The following is a 19,423-nucleotide window of genomic DNA, read 5'->3' as shown; positions in this document are numbered from 1 at the left end:
GCATAGGTTCGCAGATAGGCAGGCCGCAGGACGCGCTCAAGAGCGCCGTTCCGCAAGGCCGGATCATTTCGCGCGCCGCGCATCCGACGCGGGGCTATGATGTCGGGTCTCCGGGCCTTCCCGCCCGATCCGAACGCCGAGGGTCCGCCCATGCTTCGCCGCCGCCTCGCCCCGCCCCTCGCTTTGGCCCTCGCCCTGGCCGCCTGCGGCGCGGAAAAGGCCCTGCCCGTGAGCGCCGGTTTCGGCCCGAACCCGCAACTGCCGGCGGCGCATATCCAGACCATCCCCACGGTGAAGATCGCCCCCGCCGTCGGCTGGCCTCCCGGGCGGACGCCGGTCGCGGCCGCGGGCCTGCAGGTCAACGCCTTCGCCACGGGACTGCACCATCCGCGCTGGCTCTATGAACTGCCCAACGGCGACGTTCTGGTCGCCGAGACCAACGCCCCGGCCAAACCCGCCGAAAGCGGCGGCGGCGGCGTTCGCGGCTGGTTCGAGCGCCGCGTCATGGGCCAGGCGGGCGCGGGCGTGGCCAGCGCCGACCGCATCACCCTGCTGCGCGACGCCGACGGTGACGGCACAGCCGAAACCAGGACCGTCTTCCTGTCCGGCCTGACCTCGCCCTTCGGCATGGCCCTGATCGGCGATCGCCTCTATGTCGCCGACGCCGACGCCCTGGTCGCCGTCCCCTATCGCGCCGGCCAGACCCGGATCACCGCCGTCCCGGTCAAGGTCGCGGACCTGCCCGCCGGCCGCAATTACCACTGGACCAAGAGCCTGGTCGCCTCGGCCGACGGCTCGAAGCTCTATGTCGGGGTCGGCTCCAACTCCAACGTCGGAGAGAACGGGCTGGGCGAAGAGGTCGACCGCGCCGCCGTGCTGGAGATCGACCGCGCGACCGGCGCGCGGCGCGTCTTCGCCTCAGGTCTGCGCAATCCGGTCGGCATGGCCTGGAACCCCGAGGACGGACGGCTGTGGGTCGCGGTCAACGAACGCGACGCGCTCGGCGACGATCTGGTCCCCGACTACATGACCGCGATCACGCCGGGCGGCTTCTACGGCTGGCCATGGAGCTACTTCGGCCAGACGGTCGATCCCCGGGTCCACCCGCCCCGACCCGACATGACGGCCAAGGCCATCAAGCCCGACTACGCCCTGGGCGCGCACACCGCCTCGCTGGGGCTGACCTTCTATACGGGAACGCTGATGCCCCAGTGGCGCAACGGGGCGATCATCGGCCAGCACGGCTCGTGGAACCGCAACCCGCCATCCGGCTACAAGGTCATCTTCGTTCCCTTCCGCGGCGGCCGCCCGGCGGGTCCGCCGCAGGATGTCCTGACCGGCTTCCGCAACGACAAGGGCGAGGCCATGGGCCGTCCGGTCGGGGTTCTGGGCATCCGTTCCGGCGCGCTGCTGGTCGCGGACGACGTGGGCGACGCCGTCTGGCGCGTGACGCCAGCCCGCGCCACGCCGTCCGCCCCCTGATCCAAAGTCACGACGACGGAGGCTCAGGATCACGACGCTTCTTTCGCTTTTCAGCGATTGACGTCATCCGAAACCAACGCCGCCGACGACTGTAGACGGCACGTGGCGATATTGACCTTGGGTAACAGTCGGATGCGCGGATTTCGAGATATTCTCGGCCTGATGGCGCTTCACCACGGTCTTCCGGTTGACCCGTCGTCGCCGCCCGTCCATCACCATGGGACCACAGTTCATCGAGGGGCGGCGCAACCATGGGTCTGGCAGCGAACATCCGGCGCGATATCAAGTTCGCGAGCGGGCTGTACCGCCTCCTCAAGCGCATCAAGCCCATCACCCTCGATAGCGATGTCCTGCTCTGCGACGACATCGAGGAGGCGGTCGACAAATTCTCGGACCATGTGGCGGTCGAGGATGAAAACCGCCGCCTGACCTATCGCCAGCTGGACGCCCTGGCCAACCGCTACGCCCACTGGGCCAAGGCGCGGAACCTGAAACGGTCGGACGTCATCGCCCTGGTGATGCACAACCGCGTCGAATACCTGGCGGCCTGGATCGGCTTCTCCAAGGTCGGCGTGGCCACGGCCCTGATCAACACCAATCTGACCGGCGCGGCTTTGGCCCACTGCCTGTCCATCTCCAACGCCTTCAACGTCGTCACCGATCAGGAATCCTGGCGCGCGGTGGAAGAGGCCCGCCCCTTCATCGACCGCAGCCTGATGATCTGGGGCCACGGCCTGGCCGACGAGGACGAGACCAACAGCCGCCGCGATATCGACAATGCGGTGCGCAGCGCCTCCTCGGTGCGGCCCGACCGGGCCCTGCGCAAGGGGCTGACCAACCGCGACACGGCCCTGTTCATCTTCACCTCGGGCACCACGGGCCTGCCCAAGGCCGCGCGCATCCCCCATTCGCGGGCGCGGACCTATATGCGCGCCTTCGCCGGGGCCACCGCCTCGACGACCAAGGACGCGCTTTATAACTGCCTGCCGCTGTATCATTCGACCGGCGGTCTGGTCGGGGTCGGCTCCGTGCTGCTGAACGGGGGGCGGATGATCATCCGCCGCAAGTTCTCGGCGACCGGCTTCTGGCCCGACGTGAAGGCCTCGGGCGCCACCATGTTCGTCTATATCGGCGAGCTGTGCCGCTATTTGGTCAACTGCCCGCCGAACGAGGACGAGCGCGCCCACAAGCTGCGCCTGGCCTTCGGCAACGGCCTGCGCCCCGACGTCTGGCCCGCCTTCCAGCAGCGCTTCGGCATCAAGGACATCATGGAGTTCTACGGCTCCACCGAGGGCAACGTCTCCCTGTTCAACTTCGACGGCAAGGCGGGGGCCATAGGCCGCGTGCCCAGCTATCTGAAGTCGCAGATCAACATCCGCCTGGTCGCGCTCGACCCCGAGACGGGCGAGCCGCTGCGCCGCTCGGACAGCCTGTGTCAGCTGGTTTCGGTCGGCCAGACCGGCGAAGCCATCGGCCAGATCGCCTCGGACATCCGCCACGACTTCTCAGGCTACGCCGACAAGAAGGCCTCGGAAAAGAAGATCCTCACCGACGTCTTCAAGAAGGGCGACCGCTGGTTCCGCACCGGCGACCTGATGCGTCAGGATCGCGACGGCTATTTCTACTTCATGGACCGGCTGGGCGACACCTACCGCTGGAAGGGCGAGAACGTCTCGACCGCCGAGGTCGAGCAGCGGCTGCATGACGCGCCGGGCGTTCAGGAGGTCATCGCCTACGGCGTCGCCGTCCCCGGCCAGGAAGGCAAGGCGGGCATGGCCGGACTGGTGATGGAGGGCAAGTTCGATCCCGCCGCCTTCGCCGCCTACGCCGATGAACAGTTGCCGCCCTACGCCCGCCCGGTCTTCCTGCGCCTGATGAAGTCGGCCGAGACCACCGGCACCTTCAAATACCGCAAGGTCGATCTGGTCGCCGACGGCTTCGATCTGGAGAAGGTCGACGGCCCCATCTATGTGCGCGGCGGCAAGGCCGGCTATCAGAAGCTGACGCCCAAAGCCTATGCGGCGATCATCGACGGAACGACCCGCCTCTGATTTCGCGTCCCGAACCGGGATCGGCGAAACCCGCCCTTAAGCATTAACGCCGATAACGTCGTCCTGACCCTTCTCCTGCAGGACGTCCGACCGTTTCATGTTCCAGATTATCGGCATTGTCCTGCTGTTCGGCATGGTGTTCGGCAGCTACATCCTGGGCGGCGGCAAGTTCGGCGTCATCATGCACGCCCTGCCGCATGAGTTCATGGCCATCGGCGGCGCGGGCGTGGCCGCCTTCCTGATCTCCAACAGCCTGCCGGTGATCAAGAAATCCCTTTCGGGCCTCGGCAAGACGTTCGCCGGACCGAAATGGAAGAAGCAGGATTACATTGACCTGCTCAGCCTGCTGTTCCAGCTGACCAAAACGATGAAGTCCAAGGGCGTCATCGCCCTGGAAAGCCACATCGAAAAGCCGGCCGAGAGCAGCATCTTCCAGAAATACCCCAAGGTGCTGAAGGACCATTTCGCCACCGACTTCATCTGCGACACCCTGCGGATGATGACCATGAACCTCGAGGATCCCCACCAGATCGAGGACGCCATGGAAAAACAGCTCGAGAAACATCACCACGAAGCCCTGGCCCCCGCCCACGCGCTTCAGACTCTGGCCGACGGCCTGCCCGCCCTGGGCATCGTCGCCGCCGTTCTGGGCATCGTGAAAACCATGGGCTCGATCACGGAGCCGCCGGAAGTCCTGGGCGGCATGATCGGCGGCGCCCTGGTCGGCACCTTCCTCGGCGTCTTCCTGGCCTATGGCCTGGTCGGCCCCTTCGCCGCCCGCCTGACCGCGATCATCGAAGAGGAAGGCGCCTACTACAAGATCATCCAGTCGGTGCTGGTCGCCCACCTGCACGGCAACGCCGCCCAGATCTCGGTCGAGATCGGCCGCGGCGACATCCCCTCGACGGCCCAGCCGTCCTTCACCGAGATGGAAGAAGCTCTGGCGGCGGCGCCGATGGACGCCTGACCCGCGACAAACACGGATCGATCACGCCCGATCTCCAGGACTCACGAACGCGTGCAGGTCCGTCGCGCCGCCCCGGCGCTTACGAAGAACAAGGGTTGCCGTCGCCCCTCTTGTCGCGTTACGCCTGTGGGCGGCGGGGTTTTCCGCCGTTCCATGGATCTCAAAGAGGGTATGTCATGACTATCCGTCGCCTGATGATCGTCGCCGCCGGCCTGAGCGCCCTGTCGCTGGCCGCCTGCCAGAAACCTGCCGAGAAGAAGACCGAAGAAGCGGCTGCGGCCGCTGATGCCGCCGCCAATACGGCCGGGACCGCCGCCGACCAGGCCGCTATGGCCGCCAATCAGGCCGCCGGCGCCGCCACCGACGCCGCCGCTTCCGCCGGCGCCGCCAGTGAAAAAGCCGCCGACGCCGCCGGCGCCGCCATGACCGCGGCCCCCGCCGCCGAGAAGGCCCCCGAGAAGGCGCCCGCCAAACCCGCCTACTAAGCCGGTTCAGACGAACGCAAAGGGCCGCTTCGACATCCGTCGAGGCGGCCTTTTTTCATGGGCGTAACGCGAGTTCACGAACGCGTGAGAATTTCGCTTGCGGTTTCGCTCACGATCCCGTTATCTCCCTTCAGCGAGGATTCATGATCTCGCGGTTCCCTTCTGAAGGATAAAAACTATGCGCATCACCGCTCTGATCGCCGCTTCGGCCGCCGCTCTGGCCCTGGCTGCTTGCCAACCGGCCGCCACCGACAAGGCTGAAGACGCCGCTGCCGACGCCACGGACGCCGCTGCGACCGCTACGGACGCCGCCGCCACCGCCGACGCCGCCGCCACCGACGCTGCCGCCGCTGCTGGTGAAGCCGCTGCCGCCGCTCCGGCTGCTGACGCCGCTGCTGCTCCGGCCGCCGCTGCTCCGGCCGCTGCCGCTCCGGCTGCTGCTCACTAAGACTTACGTCTTGGATCGCGGCCTCCGGGTCGCGATGCGGAAAGGGGTCGCCTTCGGGCGGCCCCTTTTTTCGTGCGCGCTATCCAGTCGGGCCGGGGGCCGCTAAAGCCCGGCCATGGCCGATGAACTGCCCGACGACGTAACCGACAACGCCTCTCCCAAGCTGTTCTGGGCCGAGGACGGCTCGCCGCGCTCCGGCCGTTTCGGCGACGTCTATTTTTCCAAGGACGACGGCCTGGCCGAGACCCGCGCCGTCTTCCTCGAGGGCTGCGGCCTGCCCGAGGCCTGGGCCGGACGCGCTGACTTCACCGTCGCCGAACTGGGCTTCGGCACCGGGCTGAACATCGTGGCCCTGCTGGACCTGTGGCGCCGCGCCCGACCGGACCACGGCCGCCTGCACGTCTTCTCCATCGAAGGCTTCCCCCTGACCCGCGACGAGGCCGCGCGCGCCCTGGCCGCCTGGCCCGAACTGGCCGAGACCGCCGCCGCCGTTCTCGCCGTCTGGCCGGAAGGAACGCCCGGCTTCCACCGTCTCGACCTGCCGCAATGGAACGTCGCCGTCGATCTGGCCGTGGGCGACGTCCAATGGGCGTTGGCCCAATGGTCCGGCCCCGCCGACGCCTGGTTCCTGGACGGCTTTTCGCCCGCGCTGAACCCCGGCATGTGGTCGGCCGAGATCATGGCCCTGATCGCCGCCCGCTCCGCGCCCGGCGCGCGGGTCGCCACCTTCACCGTCGCCGGCGCCGTGCGGCGCGGTCTGGCCGAGCAGGGCTTCGTCGTTGAAAAGAAGCCCGGCCACGGCCGCAAGCGCGAACGGCTTGAAGCGCGCCTGCCCTCGCCGCCCCCCACGCCGGCGCCGCCGCGCCATGTCGCGGTGGTCGGCGCCGGGATCGCCGGGGCCTCGGTCGCGCGCGCCCTGATCGCCGGCGGGGCTCGCGTCACCGTCATCGAGGCCGACCGCCCCGGCGCGGGCGGCTCGGGCTTTCCCGCCGCCCTGGTGACGCCCCGCCTCGACGCCGGAGACGCGCTGATCGCCGGCTTCCACGCCCAGGCGCTGGAACGCGCCCGCACCCTCTACCGCGCCCTGCCCGAGGCGGTGATCGCCGAAGGCGTGCTGCAACTGGAACAAGCTCCGCGCGACGCCGTCCGCTTCGACAAGATCGCGGCCCAGGACCTGTGGCCGGTCGGCGCCATGACCCGGCTGGACGCCGCCGCCTGCGCCGAACGCCTGGGCGAGCCGGTCCAGACCGGCGGCTTGCTGATGCAGAGCGGGCTGGCGCTGCGGCCCTCGGCGGTGCTGGAACCGTGGCTGGCGGGCGCGGCGCGTCGGCAGGCGACCGTCGCCGTGGTCGAACGCGGCGAGGACGGCTGGCGGCTGCTGGACGGCGATGGCGAGCCCATCGTCGAGGCCGACGCCGTGGTGCTGACCGCGGGATGGGGCGTCGCCGCCCTCGCCGAAACGCCGCTCTCGCCCGTCGCCGGTCAGGCGGACTGGGTCGAGGGGCCGACGAGCGCGCCGACGGCCTGGGGCGGTTACGCCGCGCCCACCGGTTCGGGCCTGCTCTTCGGCGCGACCCACGAACGAGGCGTGACCGACGTCACGCCCGACGACGCAGGTTCGGCGCACAATCTGAGCGCCCTGGCGGCCGCCCGCCCGCATCTGGCCGAAGCCGTCGCCAGGGCCCCTGACCGTCAGCGTCGCAAGGCCGTGCGCGCCACCACGCCCGACCGCCTGCCGATTTCAGGCCGTCTGGAACACCATCCCGGACTGTTCATTCTGGGCGGCCTGGGGTCGCGCGGCTTCTGCGTCGCCCCCCTGCTGGGCGAGGATCTGGCGGCCCAGATTCTGGGCCGGCCTTCGCCCCTGCCACAGGCGGCCCGGCAACGACTGTCGCCTGCGCGTTTCGCGTCCGCCGAATGCAACCCCCAGGCCGGTTCGGACGCTTAGAAAGCCAAGGTTCATCATTCCGACAGTAGGAAACGCACAGCTTTCACGGAGCTCCCCCATGTCGCGCCTCATCCCTTTGCTTCTGGTCGCCGTTTCCGGCGTCGCCGCCCTGGCCGGGTGTGCTCCGACCACGTCGACCGAACGCGCGACATCGGTCGGCCCGGAACGCCAGTGCATGTTCCAGGATCAGATCCAGAGCTTCCGCATCCGCTCGCCGGATCAGACCATCTTCATTCGTGGATCGGGCAAGACGGTGTTCGAACTGGAGACGGCCGGCTATTGCCCCAACCTGGAAGACGCCATGGGACTGGCCTTCCTGCCGCAACGCGGACTGGATCGCCTGTGCACCGGCGACTGGACGATGGTCGTGCCCTCCGGCGCGACGCCCCCGGTCACGCCCTGCCGCGTCCGCATCGTCAAACGCCTGAGCGAGGCCGAGGTCGCGGCCCTGCCCGAGCGCGACCGCCCCTGACGACGGAATTTTCCTGCGCCCGCAGCCGGCGGATTACTTCGCGGTAATGGTGGCGTGCGAGGTTTGAGGACGCTTCACGCAAACGCTATGAAGCGTGGCTATCAAACTCGCGTCCGGCGCCGGACAGAAGGTTCGCGCCCTCCCTGCACCGACCCTTCAAGGATCCTCGCACGTGGCGAACACCCTTCGTATTCCGGGCGCCGCCCCGGCCCTGCTGCTGGCTGCGGCCGCCCTGGCTCTGACCGCCTGCGGCGGACACGGCGATGACAAGAAGAAAGCCGGCGACAAGCCCGCCGGCGCCTCGCGCCAGACCGTCAGCGCGGCGACCGCCACCCTGACCGCCCTGCCCCGCGCCATCGTCGCCTCGGGCACGGTGTCGGCCTGGCAAGAAGTGCCTGTCGGCGCCGAGACCGGCGGCCTAACCGCCGTCGGCGTGTTTGTCGACGAAGGAACCTACGTCCGTCAGGGTCAGACCCTGGTCAAGCTGAACGACGCCCTGCTCCAGGCCCAGTTGCGTCAGCAGCAGGCGGCGGTCCAGACCGCCGAGGCCAACGCCGCCCGCGACGACGCTGCCCTGGCCCGCGCCCAGGAGTTGAAGACGCGCGGCTTCCTCAGCCAGGCTTCGCTGGACATCGCCCTGGCCAATCAGCGCGCCTCCCAGGCCAATCTCGCCGCGGCCCGCGCCTCCCTGTCGGAAACCCGCACCCGCCTGGCCCAGAGCGAGATCAAGGCGCCGGTCTCGGGCCTGATCATCAGCCGCAGCGTCACGCGCGGCCAGATCGTCTCGGCCGGAACCGAGCTGTTCCGCATGGTCCGCGACGGCCGGCTGGAGCTGGACGCCCAGGTGCCGGAAACCGACCTGCCCGCCATCCGCGCGGGGCAAACGGCGACCGTCACGTCGAACGAAGGCCTGACGACCACCGGCACGGTCCGCATCGTCACGCCCCAGGTTGACGCCCAGACCCGGCTCGGCGTCGCCCGCATCACCCTGTCGCCTGCCAGCGGCCTGAAGACCGGCATGTTCGCCCGCGCCACCATCGACGCCGGCGCCCAGCCCGCGACCGTGGTGCCGACCGGCGCAGTCCTCTATCGCAACAACAAGGCCGGGGTCTTCGTGCTGGACGCCGACGCAGCGGCCCATTTCCGTCCCGTGACGGTGCTGTCGCGCCGCGACGACCAGACCTCGGTCAGCGGCGTCGAGCCCGGCGTCCGCGTCGTCGTTCAGGGCGCCGGCTTCCTGAACGACGGAGACAAGGTGACGGTTTCGACTGGACAGACGGTCCCGACGCCCGTCGTCACGGCCGCCCCGGCCAAGAAGTAAGGCCCGGCCATGAACCAGATCTCCTCCTGGGCCATCAAGAACCCCATCCCCATCATCCTGCTGTTCATCCTGCTGACGATCGGCGGGGTGATCGGCTTCATGGGGATGCGGATCAACAACAACCCCGACATCGACTTCCCCCTGGTCAACGTCACGGCCGTCCGCCCGGGCGCGGCGCCGAGCGAGATGGAGGTGCAGGTCACGCGGCTGATCGAGGACTCGCTGGCTGGCCTGTCCGGGGTGCGCCACATCACCTCCCAGATCACCGACGGCGTCTCCAACACCCAGATCGAGTTCGAACTGGGCACCGACACCGAACGCGCCACCAACGACGTGCGCAACGCCATGAGCGGCGTGCGCGCCTCCCTGCCCCAGGACATGCAGGAGCCGACGGTCCAGCGCATCGACATCACCGGCGACGCCCTGATCACCTATGTGGTCCGTTCGCCGACCATGTCGCCGGAACAGATCAGTTGGTTCATCGACAATGAGGTCAGCCGCTCGCTGCTGGCCCTGGGCGGCGTGGGCGAGGTCAACCGCTCCGGGGGCGTGGACCGCGAGATCCGCGTCGAACTGGACCCCGACCGCCTCGCCGCCTACGGCGTGACGGCGGCGGCGGTCAGCCAGGCCCTGACCAGCGTCAACACCGACCTGCCGGGCGGCCGCATCACCGTAGCGGGTTCTGAGCGCGCCATCCGCACCCTGGGCTCGGCCGGTTCGGTCGACCAGTTGCGCCAGACCCTGATCCCGCTCGGCGGCGGCCGCAACGTGCGCCTGGGCGACCTGGGCCGCGTCGAGGACAAATGGACCGAGCCGCGCCGCCTGGCCCGCTACAACGGCCAGGAAGCCGTGACCTTCAACTTCCTGCGCTCGCGCGAGGCCAGCGAGGTCAAGGTGGCCGAGAAGGTTCGCCGCGTCGTGGCCAAGATCGACGAGGCCCACCCCGAGCTGACCATCGAACAGGTCACGTCCAGCGTTAAGTATATCGAGGAAAGCTATGTCGCCTCGCTGGAAGCCCTGCTCCTCGGCGCGGTCCTGGCCGTCATCGCCGTCTTCATCTTCCTGCGCGACTGGCGGGCGACCCTGATCGCGGCGACCGCCATGCCGATGGCCCTGATCCCGACCTTCGCCATCCTGGGACCGCTGAACCAGTCGCTGAACGGGGTGACGCTGCTGGCCCTGTCGCTGACCATCGGCATCCTGGTCGATGACGCCATCGTCGAGATCGAGAACATCGTGCGGCACATGCGCGATGGGAAGACGCCCTACGACGCCTCGATGGAGGCCGCCGACGAGATCGGCCTGGCGGTCGTGGCCACCACCTCGACCATCATCGCCGTCTTCGCGCCCGTCGGCTTCATGCCCGGCATCATCGGCCAGTTCTTCAAGGCCTTCGCCCTGGCGGCCTGCGTCTCCGTCGCCTTCTCGCTGATCGTGGCGCGGACCCTGACGCCGCTGATGGCCGCCTATCTGCTGAAACACACCAAGCACGAAGACAAGGACCCCATGTGGATGCCCGGCTATCTGCGCGCGCTGCGCTGGTGCCTGGGCAATCGCTGGAAGGTGTTCGGCGGAGGCGCGGCCTTCCTCGTCGGCTCCATCGCCCTGGCGGTCGTCGCCCTGTCATTCGAGTTCAGCCCCTCGGGCGACCAGTCGCGCGCCGCCTTCCAGATCGAACTGCCGCCCGGCGCCACCTTGCGCGAGACCGACGCCGTGGTTCAGCGCGTGACCCACGCGCTTGAGGACCGGCTCGAGGTCCTCTCGGTCTATGCCGCCATCGGCGGTCAGGACGTCAACAAGGCCAGCGTCTATGCCGACATGGTCAAGAAGGGCGAGCGCCGACTGAGCCAGCAGGAATTCGCCCGCGTAATGGTCGACCAGCTGAAGACCATCCCCGGCGCCCGCATCAGCGCCGGCATCGCCCAGCAGGGCGGCGGCCCCAGCGACGGCACCCGCTACACCTTCGCCATCCTGGGCGACAATCCCGCCGGCCTGAACGCCGCGGCCCGCAAGGTCGAGGAAGAGATGCGCGGCGTGCCCGGCCTGGCCAATGTGGTCAACACCGCCGCCATCGCCCGTCCCGAAATCATGGTCACGCCGCGCCCCGACGAGGCGGCGCTGGCCGGCGTCTCGACCGGGACCATCTCCCAGGCCGTGCGCGTCGCCACCCTGGGCGACGTCGATCAGAACCTGCCGAAATACAACCTCGGCGACCGTCAGGTGCCGATCCGGCTGCAACTGACCGAGAAGGCGCGCCAGGACCTGAACGTGCTCGAGACCCTGCGCGTCCCGACCGCCTCGGGCGCCGCCGTGCCGCTGAGCGCCGTGGCCGACATCGAGTTCGGCGCCGGCCCCGCCGCCGTCAGACGCCAGGACCGGTCGCGCATCGCCTCGATCACAGCCGAACTCGACGGCATCCGCACCGGCGAGGCCGCCCAACGGGTGCAGAAGCTGCCCTCCGTCAAACAACTTCCCGAGGGCGTCCGCCAGGTCCCGGCAGGGGACGCCGAATTCATCCAGGAAATGATCACCGGCTTCGCCATCGCCTTCGGCACCGGCATCCTGCTGATGTATGCGGTTCTGGTCCTGCTGTTCAAAAGCTTCGCCTATCCGATCACCATCATGGCGGCCCTGCCCCTGGCCGTCGGCGGCGCCATCATCGGCCTGGTCGTGGGGCAATCCAGCTTCTCGATCTCGTCGCTGATCGGGGTGCTGATGCTGATGGGGATCGCGGCCAAGAACTCCATCCTTCTGGTCGACTATGTCGTCATGGCCGAGAAGAGCGGGATGACGCGCTTCGAAGCGATCATGGACGCCGCCCACAAGCGGGCGCGGCCCATCCTGATGACCACCTTCGCCATGGGGGCAGGCATGGTGCCCGTGGCCATCGGCTGGGGCGCCGACGTCGAGTTCCGCTCGCCCATGGCCATCGCCGTGCTGGGCGGTTTGATCTCCTCGACCTTCCTGTCCCTGCTCTACATCCCGGCCATCTTCACCATCATCGACGACGTCGCAGGCTGGGGCCGCCGCCGCATCGGCAAGGCCTTCGCCGGCCAGCGGCGACTGGCCGAAGACCCGCCCGTCACCACGGAATAATCGAGCGGGAAGGCCCGTGACGACAAGGCCCCCGGAGAGCGATCTCCGGGGGCTTTTTCATGGGCATAACCGACCTCGGGTTCCAGCGCCTCATGACCGCCCAAAGAAAAAGGCGGACCGGATTGCTCCGGCCCGCCTCGCCTCTGCCCGAAAGCGGAGGATCGATCAGTATTTGATGCGCAGGGTCGCGCCGTAGGTGCGCGGCTGGCCCAGGAAGGCGTTGTAGGTCTGGGTGTCCAGCGCCGGGTTGAAATAGGTCCCGTTCGGCTGGAGCGTGGTCTGGAAGGCCGAGCCCTGAAGCGGGGCGTTGATGGCGACCTGAACATATTCCTCGTCCGTCAGGTTCTGGCCCCAGATGTCCAGCGCCCAACGCTGATTTTCCGCGCCCAGGGTGATGCGGCCGTTCAGCAGGGTCATGGAGTCCTGCATCTTGAAGGGCAGCAGGTCGGACCCGGTGTTGTAATCCGTCGTGTACTTGGCCGACAGGTTGAAGCCCACCCTCAGGCCGGAACCGATCGAACGGTCGAACGCCACCGAACCCGTGGCCGACCATTCCGGCGCGAACGAGGCCCGCGCCCCCGGCAGCAGCGACAGCTGCGGGAAGTTGCCGGGGTTGGTCAGGTCGGCGGCGGTGAAGCTGCCGTACTTGGTGTCGGTGTAGGTCAGGCCGCTGGTGAACGACAGGCCCTGGATCGGCGTGAACCAGACGAAGTCGGCGTCGAAGCCGTGCGACTTCAGCACGGGGATGGATTCGACCACGAAGGCCGTGCCCAGGAAGGTGTTGAGCTGGAAGTCTTCGAACTTCTGGTGGAAGTAGGTGACGTTGAGCAGGACGCTGCGGTTGAACAGCGTGTTCTTCAGGCCCAGCTCATAGCTGTCGACCGTTTCGGCCGGGAAATACAGCGACGACGTCGGGGTCACGCCGTTCTGCACGCGGTCCAGATTGTAGCCGAACGACTTGTAGCCATGCGCGTAGGAGCCGTAGGCCATGACGCTGTCGTTGAAGCGATAGGCAGCCTTGATCGTGCCGGTGAACTCTCCTCCGGTGTTCTCTTCCGACAGAGTGCGATTGTCGAACAGCGGGTTGGCCCACGGCAGGCAGATGTTGCCGATAAGGCGCGGTCCGGTCGCGGGGCCGAAGACGCCCTGGATGGCGGCGGCGTTGGCCAAGGTCCCGCCGCAAGCCGCGCCGTTCGTGCCGACGTTGTCCTGCAACGCCAGCAACTGCTTGTGGTCCTGAGTGTACCGCAGGCCCAGGGTCAGATCGAGCTTGTCGGTCAGATGCACCGTGTTGTTGGTGAACAAGGCGAAGGATTCGGTGCCCTGGCTGTAATGGTCGCGCACGCCCTCGCCGACGCCGAAGCCCGGTCCGGTCGCGGCGGTCGCCCCCGAGGGCGTCATGCCGCCTGTCGCGAGGCAGCCGCTCAGGCCGGCGGCCGACTGGCCCGGCCGGCTGAAGCAGCCGATGTCGTTGGGGCTGACGGGGAAGACCGGATTGGCGGCGTTCAACTGCGACGAGAGCAGCAGGGACAGGAAGGGCGTATAGCCGGCTCCATACCAGTAGCTGTCGGCCCGGCTGATGTCCTCCTTGGTGAAGAAGGCGCCGAACAGCCAGTCCAGGCGGTCGGTGGAGCCAGCCAGGCGGAATTCCTGGGTCAGGTTGTCGAGCTTGAAACCATAGCTGCCGTCATTCTGGCGATAGAGCAGGTCGGCGGTGGTGTAGTCGAGGTCCATCCCGTTGACCCCCTCCCAGTTCCGCCAGGAGGTGATCGAGGTCAGGGTCGCGTTCCACGACGGGATGTCGATATTGGCCTCGGCCGAGAAGCCCATGTCTTTCATCTGCTGGCCGGTGCCGCGATTGGCGTAGGCCGTGCGCGAGAAGGGCAACGGGCCGAAGCCGGCGGCCGGCGGATGTTGTTGCCCGCCGACGGCCGTGACGGCGCCATAGGTCGGGCCGGTGCGGAGCTGGGTGGTGACGCAGCAGTATTCGTCGCGCTTGGAATAGTCGGCGATCAGACGGATCGACACTTGGTCCGAGGGCAGGATCAGCAGTTGGCCGCGCGCGGTCCAGAAGTTCTGGTTCTGGTCGTCGGTCTCGGTGCGCGGACCGGCGCCGGTGATCACGTCGTAGAAGCCGTCACGCTCGCGCTTGGCCACATAGAGGCGGCCGGCGATCTGATCGGTGATCGGGCCGGTGACCGAGCCCGCCACGCCCCAGGCGTTGAAATTGCCGTAGGTCGCCTCGGCGTTGAAGCCCGGCGTGAAGGACGGCGCCTCGGTGATGATGTTGATGACGCCGGCCGAGGTGTTCTTGCCGAACAGGGTGCCCTGCGGCCCCTTCAGCACTTCGATGCGGCTCAGTTCGCCGAGGTCGCCGAAGCCGACGCCGTTACGCGAACGATAGACGCCGTCGATGACCACGCCGACCGAGCTTTCCAGGCCCGGGTTGTCGCCGACCGTGCCGACGCCGCGGATGCGGGCCGTGGTCGAGGCTTCCGACTGGGTCGAGGTGACGGTCATGCCCGGCGTCAGGATCTGCAGATCCTTGATGTCGCGCACCCCGGCGCCGTGCAGTTGTTCCTGCGACAGGGTCGTGACCACGATCGGCACGTCCTGCAGGCTTTGCTCGCGCTTCTGGGCGGTGACGATGATGTCGTCGACCGTGGTCGGGCCTTCCTGGGCCGACGCGGCGCCGACGAAGCCGAACGCCACGGCGCCGACGACGGCGGCCGACGCGGTGCAGCGAAGAATTAGGTTGAAACGCATAAGGCGGCTCCCCGGCTCTATGGCCCGGCCGCCCGCGGCGACCGTGGCGATTCCTGTCCCAGTCGATCCGCGCTCATTGAACGACGCGAATTCTCCATGGCTTTGGGTAAGCTAAGCCTGAGACAGCGACAAGAAGCCGCCAAGCTGCGAACGGCGATTTCAGCCAACGCCGCTCTACGTGTGGCGGGAAAGCGACAAAAACCGGTTACGCAAGGTCAATATTACCGGCGTTCAGGACAATATTTTAGCAGATGACGCATCTTCTCTTTGCTGCTGACGCCGCCCGGCCAGGTTCAAAATCCCGGCTGCGACGAGGGCCGACAGCACTGATCCGCCGATCACGCCCAGTTTGACCTCGACCTGTTCGGGCGAATCCACGGCGCCGGGGAAGGCGAGGACGCCGATGAACAGGCTCATGGTGAAGCCGATGCCGCACAACAGGCTGACGCCGTAGAGCTGCAGCCAGCTGGCGCCCGAGGGCTTGGCGCCGATCTTCAGCTTGGCGGCCAGCCAGGCGGCGCCGAAGACGCCGATCTGCTTGCCGATGAACAGACCCAGGGCGATGGCGATGACCAGGGGCGCAAACGCCTGCTCCAGCGACAGACCGGCGAACGACACCCCCGCCTTGGCGAAGGCGAACAGCGGCAGGACCAGGAAGGCGACATAGGGGTGGAGGTCGTGCATGGCCTCCTTCAGCGGACTTTGCGAGGTTTCGCGGCGCGGTTCGACCGGCACGATCATGGCGAAGGCCACCGCCGTCAGCGATGTCGACAGGCCGGACTGGACCGTCAGCCACCACACCGCCGCAAAGCCCAACACCCAGAAGGGTCCGGCCAGACGCCGACGGCCCAGAAGCGCAAAGGCGGCCAGCAGGCCCGCCACGCCAAGCAGCGGCAGCCACTGCACGCCCTGGCTGAACAGGACGGCGATCAGGGCGATGGCCCCCAGGTCGTCGACGATGGCCAGGGTCAGCAGGAAGACCCGCAGCGAACTGGGCAGGCCCTTGCCCACCACCGCGAAGACGGCCAGGGCGAAGGCGATGTCGGTGGCCAGGGGGATGGGCCAGCCCTGGCCCGGCCCGCCCAGCATCTGGGCGACGGCCAGATAGACCAGGCCGGGAACCGCCATCCCGCCGATGGCGGCGATGATCGGCAGGGCCAGCTTCTTGGGATTGCTCAGTTCGCCCTTGAGAATCTCGTATTTGATCTCCAGCCCGACCACGAGGAAGAAGACCGCCATCAGGCCTTCCTTGATCCAGTTGGAGATCGTCTCCTCCAGCCGCAGCGGGCCGACCTGAAGCACGTGGACGCTCTTCAGCCAGGCGTAATAGTCGCCGGCCCAGGGCGAGTTGGCGACGATCAGGGCCGCCAGGGCCGCCAGCCCGAGGGCGGCGCCCGAACCAGCTTCGGTCTTGAGAAATTCGAGGGTGGTTTTTCTGGCCACGGCGGTCTCCGAAATCAAAGGACTGTCGTGGCGTCAGGTTATCGACGGACGCCGGACCGGATTCGCCCGTCGGATGACGGCGCCGGCCTGGCCCCGACGCGCATTTGGCGAAGCGGGACCTGATCTCTGCCGTTGAAAATACGCGACCCAGCCCGCGATTCAACCCCGGCTTCGCGGTTGCGAAAGACGCTGCGAGCGCGCATCTGCCGACCATGCCCGTCTCCCCCGCCTATCGCCCCGACCCGCGCTTCATCGACCTCGGCCCCGACTACGGCGATCCGGTGCAGGCGGCGGACTTCCCCCAGACCATTCTGCGCGTCCGCAACGACCGGGCGGCGGCGAGCGTCGGGCTGGAGACGCTGACGGATGCGGAATGGCTGGCCCATTTCGGCCGTTTCCAGCCCCTGCCCGGCCAGCCCGCCCCCTTAGCCATGCGCTATCACGGCCATCAGTTCCGCACCTACAACCCCGACATCGGCGACGGGCGCGGGTTTCTGGCGGCGCAACTGCGCGAGATGGTCGGCACTCAAGCAGCGAGCGACCGCGTCGCGAGCGATAGCGCCCTTCCAGGCCGACTTCTCGATCTGGGCACAAAAGGCTCGGGCCAGACGCCCTGGTCGCGACACGCCGACGGGCGGCTGACGCTGAAGGGCGGAGTGCGCGAGGTGTTGGCCGCCGCCATGCTGGAAAGCCTGGGCGTGCCGACCTGCCGCATCCTGTCGCTGGTCGAGACCGGCGAAGCGCTGGAGCGTCACGACGAACCCTCGCCCACCCGCTCGGCCGTCATGGTGCGGCTGTCGCACAGCCATATTCGCTTCGGCACCTTCCAGCGCGCCGCCTATTACGGCCGCAAGGATCAGATCGAGGTCCTGCTGGAGCATGCCCGCAGCCTGTATCATCCGTCGGTCGCGACCGGCGACGCGCCGGGCTTCCTCGCCGCCGTGGTCGAGGCCTCGGCCCGGCTGACGGCGAAATGGATTTCCGCCGGCTTCGTCCACGGGGTGCTGAACACCGACAATCTGAACGTGACAGGCGAGAGCTTCGACTACGGGCCGTGGCGCTTCCTGCCCCACTACGAACCCGGCTTCACCGCCGCCTATTTCGACCGCGAGGGCCTCTACGCCTTCGCGCGTCAGCCCGAGGCCGTGTTCTGGAACCTGACCCAGCTGGCCGGCTGCCTGAAGCTGATCGCAGAGCCGCAGGTCGCCGCCCTGACCGAGGCGCTGAATGGTTTCGGTCCCGCCTATATCCGTCATCTGCGCGCCGCCTTCCTCAACCGCCTGGGGGTCAAGAGCCTGGGCGAGGCGGCGGACCAACGGCTGCTGGACGCGACCCTGGCCCTGGCGCGGGACAAGGGCGAGGCCCTGCGCTGGGAGCCCCTCTTCTTCGACTGGTTCGGCGGGTTCAGTTCCGGCGCGCGGGCGCTGGGCGGGCTGCGCGGCAAGACCTATCAGGGCGAGACTTTCGACGCCTTCCGCTTCGCCCTGCTGGAGCACGAGCCCGACCGGCCCGAACGGCTGGAGCATCCGATGTTCGCCGCCCCCGAGCCGGAAGAGATGCTGATCGACGAGGTCGAGGCCCTGTGGTCCGCCATCGAACAGGGCGACGACTGGGCGCCGCTGCATGCCAAGCTGACCCGCCTGGACGCCGCGCGGGACGCCTGGGCGTTCTAAGTCATCAATTGATGTCATCGACCGTTGACGAACGCTTTCGACCGGCCTAATGCCGTTTCGTGACCGGCGTTGGGTTACGAGAAATTGTGGTTTCAGCCACGTCTCCGCCGCAGGTCGCGCGTACCTCTGTTCACAGTTTTGTTACAGTTCCTTGAATCGGGAGCCAAGCAATCTGATCTAGTGACTGTTACCAATCAACCCCCTTGATGCGGCCATGACCTCCACCACCCTCTCTCCCCGTTCCCGCGCGAAAGCCGACTACCTGAACCTGACGCTGTGGACGTTCCAGGGTTGGATCGCGATGTTCTTCATCGCCGCCGGTTACGCCAAGCTGACCGAGTCGATGGAGAACCTGACGGTGCTGATGCACTGGCCAGCCATGGCCAGCGTCAGCTTCGTGCGCGGCCTGGGCATCGCCGAGATCGTATTGGCGGTCATGGTTCTGACGCCGCTGATCTCATGGCGCTTCGGCCGCCCCCTGCTGCTGACGGGGGCTGCAGGCCTTCTGGCGCTCGAGACCATCATGCTGGGCGTGCATGCTCTGAACCTGGACATCGGCTTGGCCCTGACCAACCTCTTCCTGATCGCCATCACGGCGCCGGTGCTGTGGTTCCGCCGCGCCTGATCGCCCGACAGATTTCCTCCCCGGATCGGCCGCGGCGGGCGCAAGCTCTCCGCGGCCGATTTGCGTTTGAGCGCCGCTCCCGCCGACGACGTTCACAAGTTGTCGAAGCGGACAGTGAGAAGCTTCCCTTTACGTCCGCGTCAAGTTATGTGTGACGTATGGCGACCGCTGACGATCACCGCACCTATTCCATCCGGCACCTGTGCCGCGAGTTCGGCGCCACCGCGCGCGCCCTCCGCTTCTATGAGGACAAGGGTCTGCTGACCCCTGCCCGCAAGGGCCAGACGCGCGTCTATGACGCCCGCGACCGCGCCCGACTGAAGCTGATCCTAAGGGGACGCCGCATCGGCTTCACCCTGCAGGAGATCCAGGAGATGCTGGATCTGTACGATCGCAAGGATCACAACGTCCATCAGATGGCAGTGGCTCTGCGTCGTCACCGCGCCCAGGTCGAGGCGCTGAAACAACAGCTCGAAGACATCGAAGGCGCCATCCAGACGGCCGAGGAGGCCTGCGCCTGGATGGAGTCCAAACTGGGCGAACACCGCCCCGACCTTCTGCCGGGAGCCGAGGAATACGCCACGCTGCTGAGCGAACGGCTCAACCCCGACACCCAGTTCCAGCCCTTCAAAGCGAGAGCCTGACC

14 protein-coding genes are annotated in these 19,423 nt (G+C 67.8%); 12 read left to right on the top strand and 2 right to left on the bottom strand.

What is annotated here, in order from left to right; genetic code table 11:
- Window positions 1–150: 150 nt before the first annotated feature.
- The 9 genes from AC1DJ5_RS06150 (at window position 151) to AC1DJ5_RS06110 (ending at window position 12,270) form a co-directional block, all read left to right on the top strand.
- On the top strand, window positions 151–1,482 hold the full coding sequence (locus AC1DJ5_RS06150; protein ID WP_477020006.1) for a PQQ-dependent sugar dehydrogenase: 1,332 nt from the start codon (window positions 151–153) through the stop codon (window positions 1,480–1,482).
- Between the two features lie 251 nt (window positions 1,483–1,733).
- Complete coding sequence (locus tag AC1DJ5_RS06145) at window positions 1,734–3,533, top strand: long-chain-acyl-CoA synthetase (protein ID WP_477020005.1); 1,800 nt, start codon at window positions 1,734–1,736, stop codon at window positions 3,531–3,533.
- Between the two features lie 97 nt (window positions 3,534–3,630).
- A complete protein-coding gene (gene motA / locus AC1DJ5_RS06140; RefSeq protein ID WP_441454162.1) occupies window positions 3,631–4,500 on the top strand; it encodes a flagellar motor stator protein MotA in 870 nt (289 codons plus the stop codon).
- 176 nt (window positions 4,501–4,676) lie between these two features.
- Window positions 4,677–4,985, top strand: a complete 309-nt coding sequence (locus tag AC1DJ5_RS06135; RefSeq protein WP_441454163.1) for a hypothetical protein — start codon at window positions 4,677–4,679, stop codon at window positions 4,983–4,985.
- A 178-nt stretch (window positions 4,986–5,163) separates the two neighbouring features.
- Complete coding sequence (locus AC1DJ5_RS06130) at window positions 5,164–5,433, top strand: hypothetical protein (RefSeq protein ID WP_441454164.1); 270 nt, start codon at window positions 5,164–5,166, stop codon at window positions 5,431–5,433.
- Window positions 5,434–5,548: 115 nt separating this feature from the next.
- On the top strand, window positions 5,549–7,381 hold the full coding sequence (gene mnmC, locus AC1DJ5_RS06125; RefSeq protein ID WP_477020004.1) for a bifunctional tRNA (5-methylaminomethyl-2-thiouridine)(34)-methyltransferase MnmC2/FAD-dependent 5-carboxymethylaminomethyl-2-thiouridine(34) oxidoreductase MnmC1: 1,833 nt from the start codon (window positions 5,549–5,551) through the stop codon (window positions 7,379–7,381).
- Between the two features lie 58 nt (window positions 7,382–7,439).
- Window positions 7,440–7,853 carry a DUF6491 family protein gene (locus AC1DJ5_RS06120; RefSeq protein ID WP_441454166.1) on the top strand — a complete coding sequence of 138 codons (414 nt, stop codon included), beginning with the start codon at window positions 7,440–7,442 and terminating at the stop codon, window positions 7,851–7,853.
- 172 nt (window positions 7,854–8,025) lie between these two features.
- Entirely contained in the window at window positions 8,026–9,174 is a 1,149-nt protein-coding gene (locus AC1DJ5_RS06115) for an efflux RND transporter periplasmic adaptor subunit (RefSeq protein ID WP_477020003.1), read from the top strand.
- A 9-nt stretch (window positions 9,175–9,183) separates the two neighbouring features.
- The gene (locus AC1DJ5_RS06110; RefSeq protein WP_477020002.1) at window positions 9,184–12,270 is read left to right on the top strand and encodes an efflux RND transporter permease subunit; all 3,087 of its coding nucleotides are present in this window, start codon (window positions 9,184–9,186) and stop codon (window positions 12,268–12,270) included.
- A gap of 165 nt (window positions 12,271–12,435) precedes the next feature.
- Here the strand turns inward: AC1DJ5_RS06110 and AC1DJ5_RS06105 are convergent, their stop codons facing one another.
- Window positions 12,436–15,036 (bottom strand): TonB-dependent receptor, encoded by a 2,601-nt coding sequence (locus tag AC1DJ5_RS06105; protein ID WP_441454169.1) that lies wholly within the window; start codon window positions 15,034–15,036, stop codon window positions 12,436–12,438.
- A gap of 231 nt (window positions 15,037–15,267) precedes the next feature.
- Entirely contained in the window at window positions 15,268–16,479 is a 1,212-nt protein-coding gene (gene nhaA, locus AC1DJ5_RS06100; protein ID WP_441454170.1) for a Na+/H+ antiporter NhaA, read from the bottom strand.
- A 212-nt stretch (window positions 16,480–16,691) separates the two neighbouring features.
- On the opposite strand from nhaA, the gene AC1DJ5_RS06095 reads away from it, so the two are divergent.
- The 3 genes from AC1DJ5_RS06095 to AC1DJ5_RS06085 all read left to right on the top strand — a co-directional run bounded on the left by AC1DJ5_RS06095 (window position 16,692) and on the right by AC1DJ5_RS06085 (window position 19,421).
- The gene (locus AC1DJ5_RS06095; RefSeq protein WP_441454171.1) at window positions 16,692–18,152 is read left to right on the top strand and encodes a protein adenylyltransferase SelO family protein; all 1,461 of its coding nucleotides are present in this window, start codon (window positions 16,692–16,694) and stop codon (window positions 18,150–18,152) included.
- A 214-nt stretch (window positions 18,153–18,366) separates the two neighbouring features.
- Complete coding sequence (locus tag AC1DJ5_RS06090) at window positions 18,367–18,777, top strand: DoxX family protein (RefSeq protein WP_441454172.1); 411 nt, start codon at window positions 18,367–18,369, stop codon at window positions 18,775–18,777.
- 158 nt (window positions 18,778–18,935) lie between these two features.
- Window positions 18,936–19,421 (top strand): MerR family transcriptional regulator, encoded by a 486-nt coding sequence (locus tag AC1DJ5_RS06085; RefSeq protein ID WP_441454173.1) that lies wholly within the window; start codon window positions 18,936–18,938, stop codon window positions 19,419–19,421.
- Window positions 19,422–19,423 lie beyond the last annotated feature (2 nt).

The sequence above is a fragment of the Brevundimonas sp. 01N35 genome, from assembly GCF_056399785.1.
The sequence above is the reverse complement of the archived record's forward strand: the minus strand, read 5'-3'. Positions and strand labels throughout refer to the sequence as shown.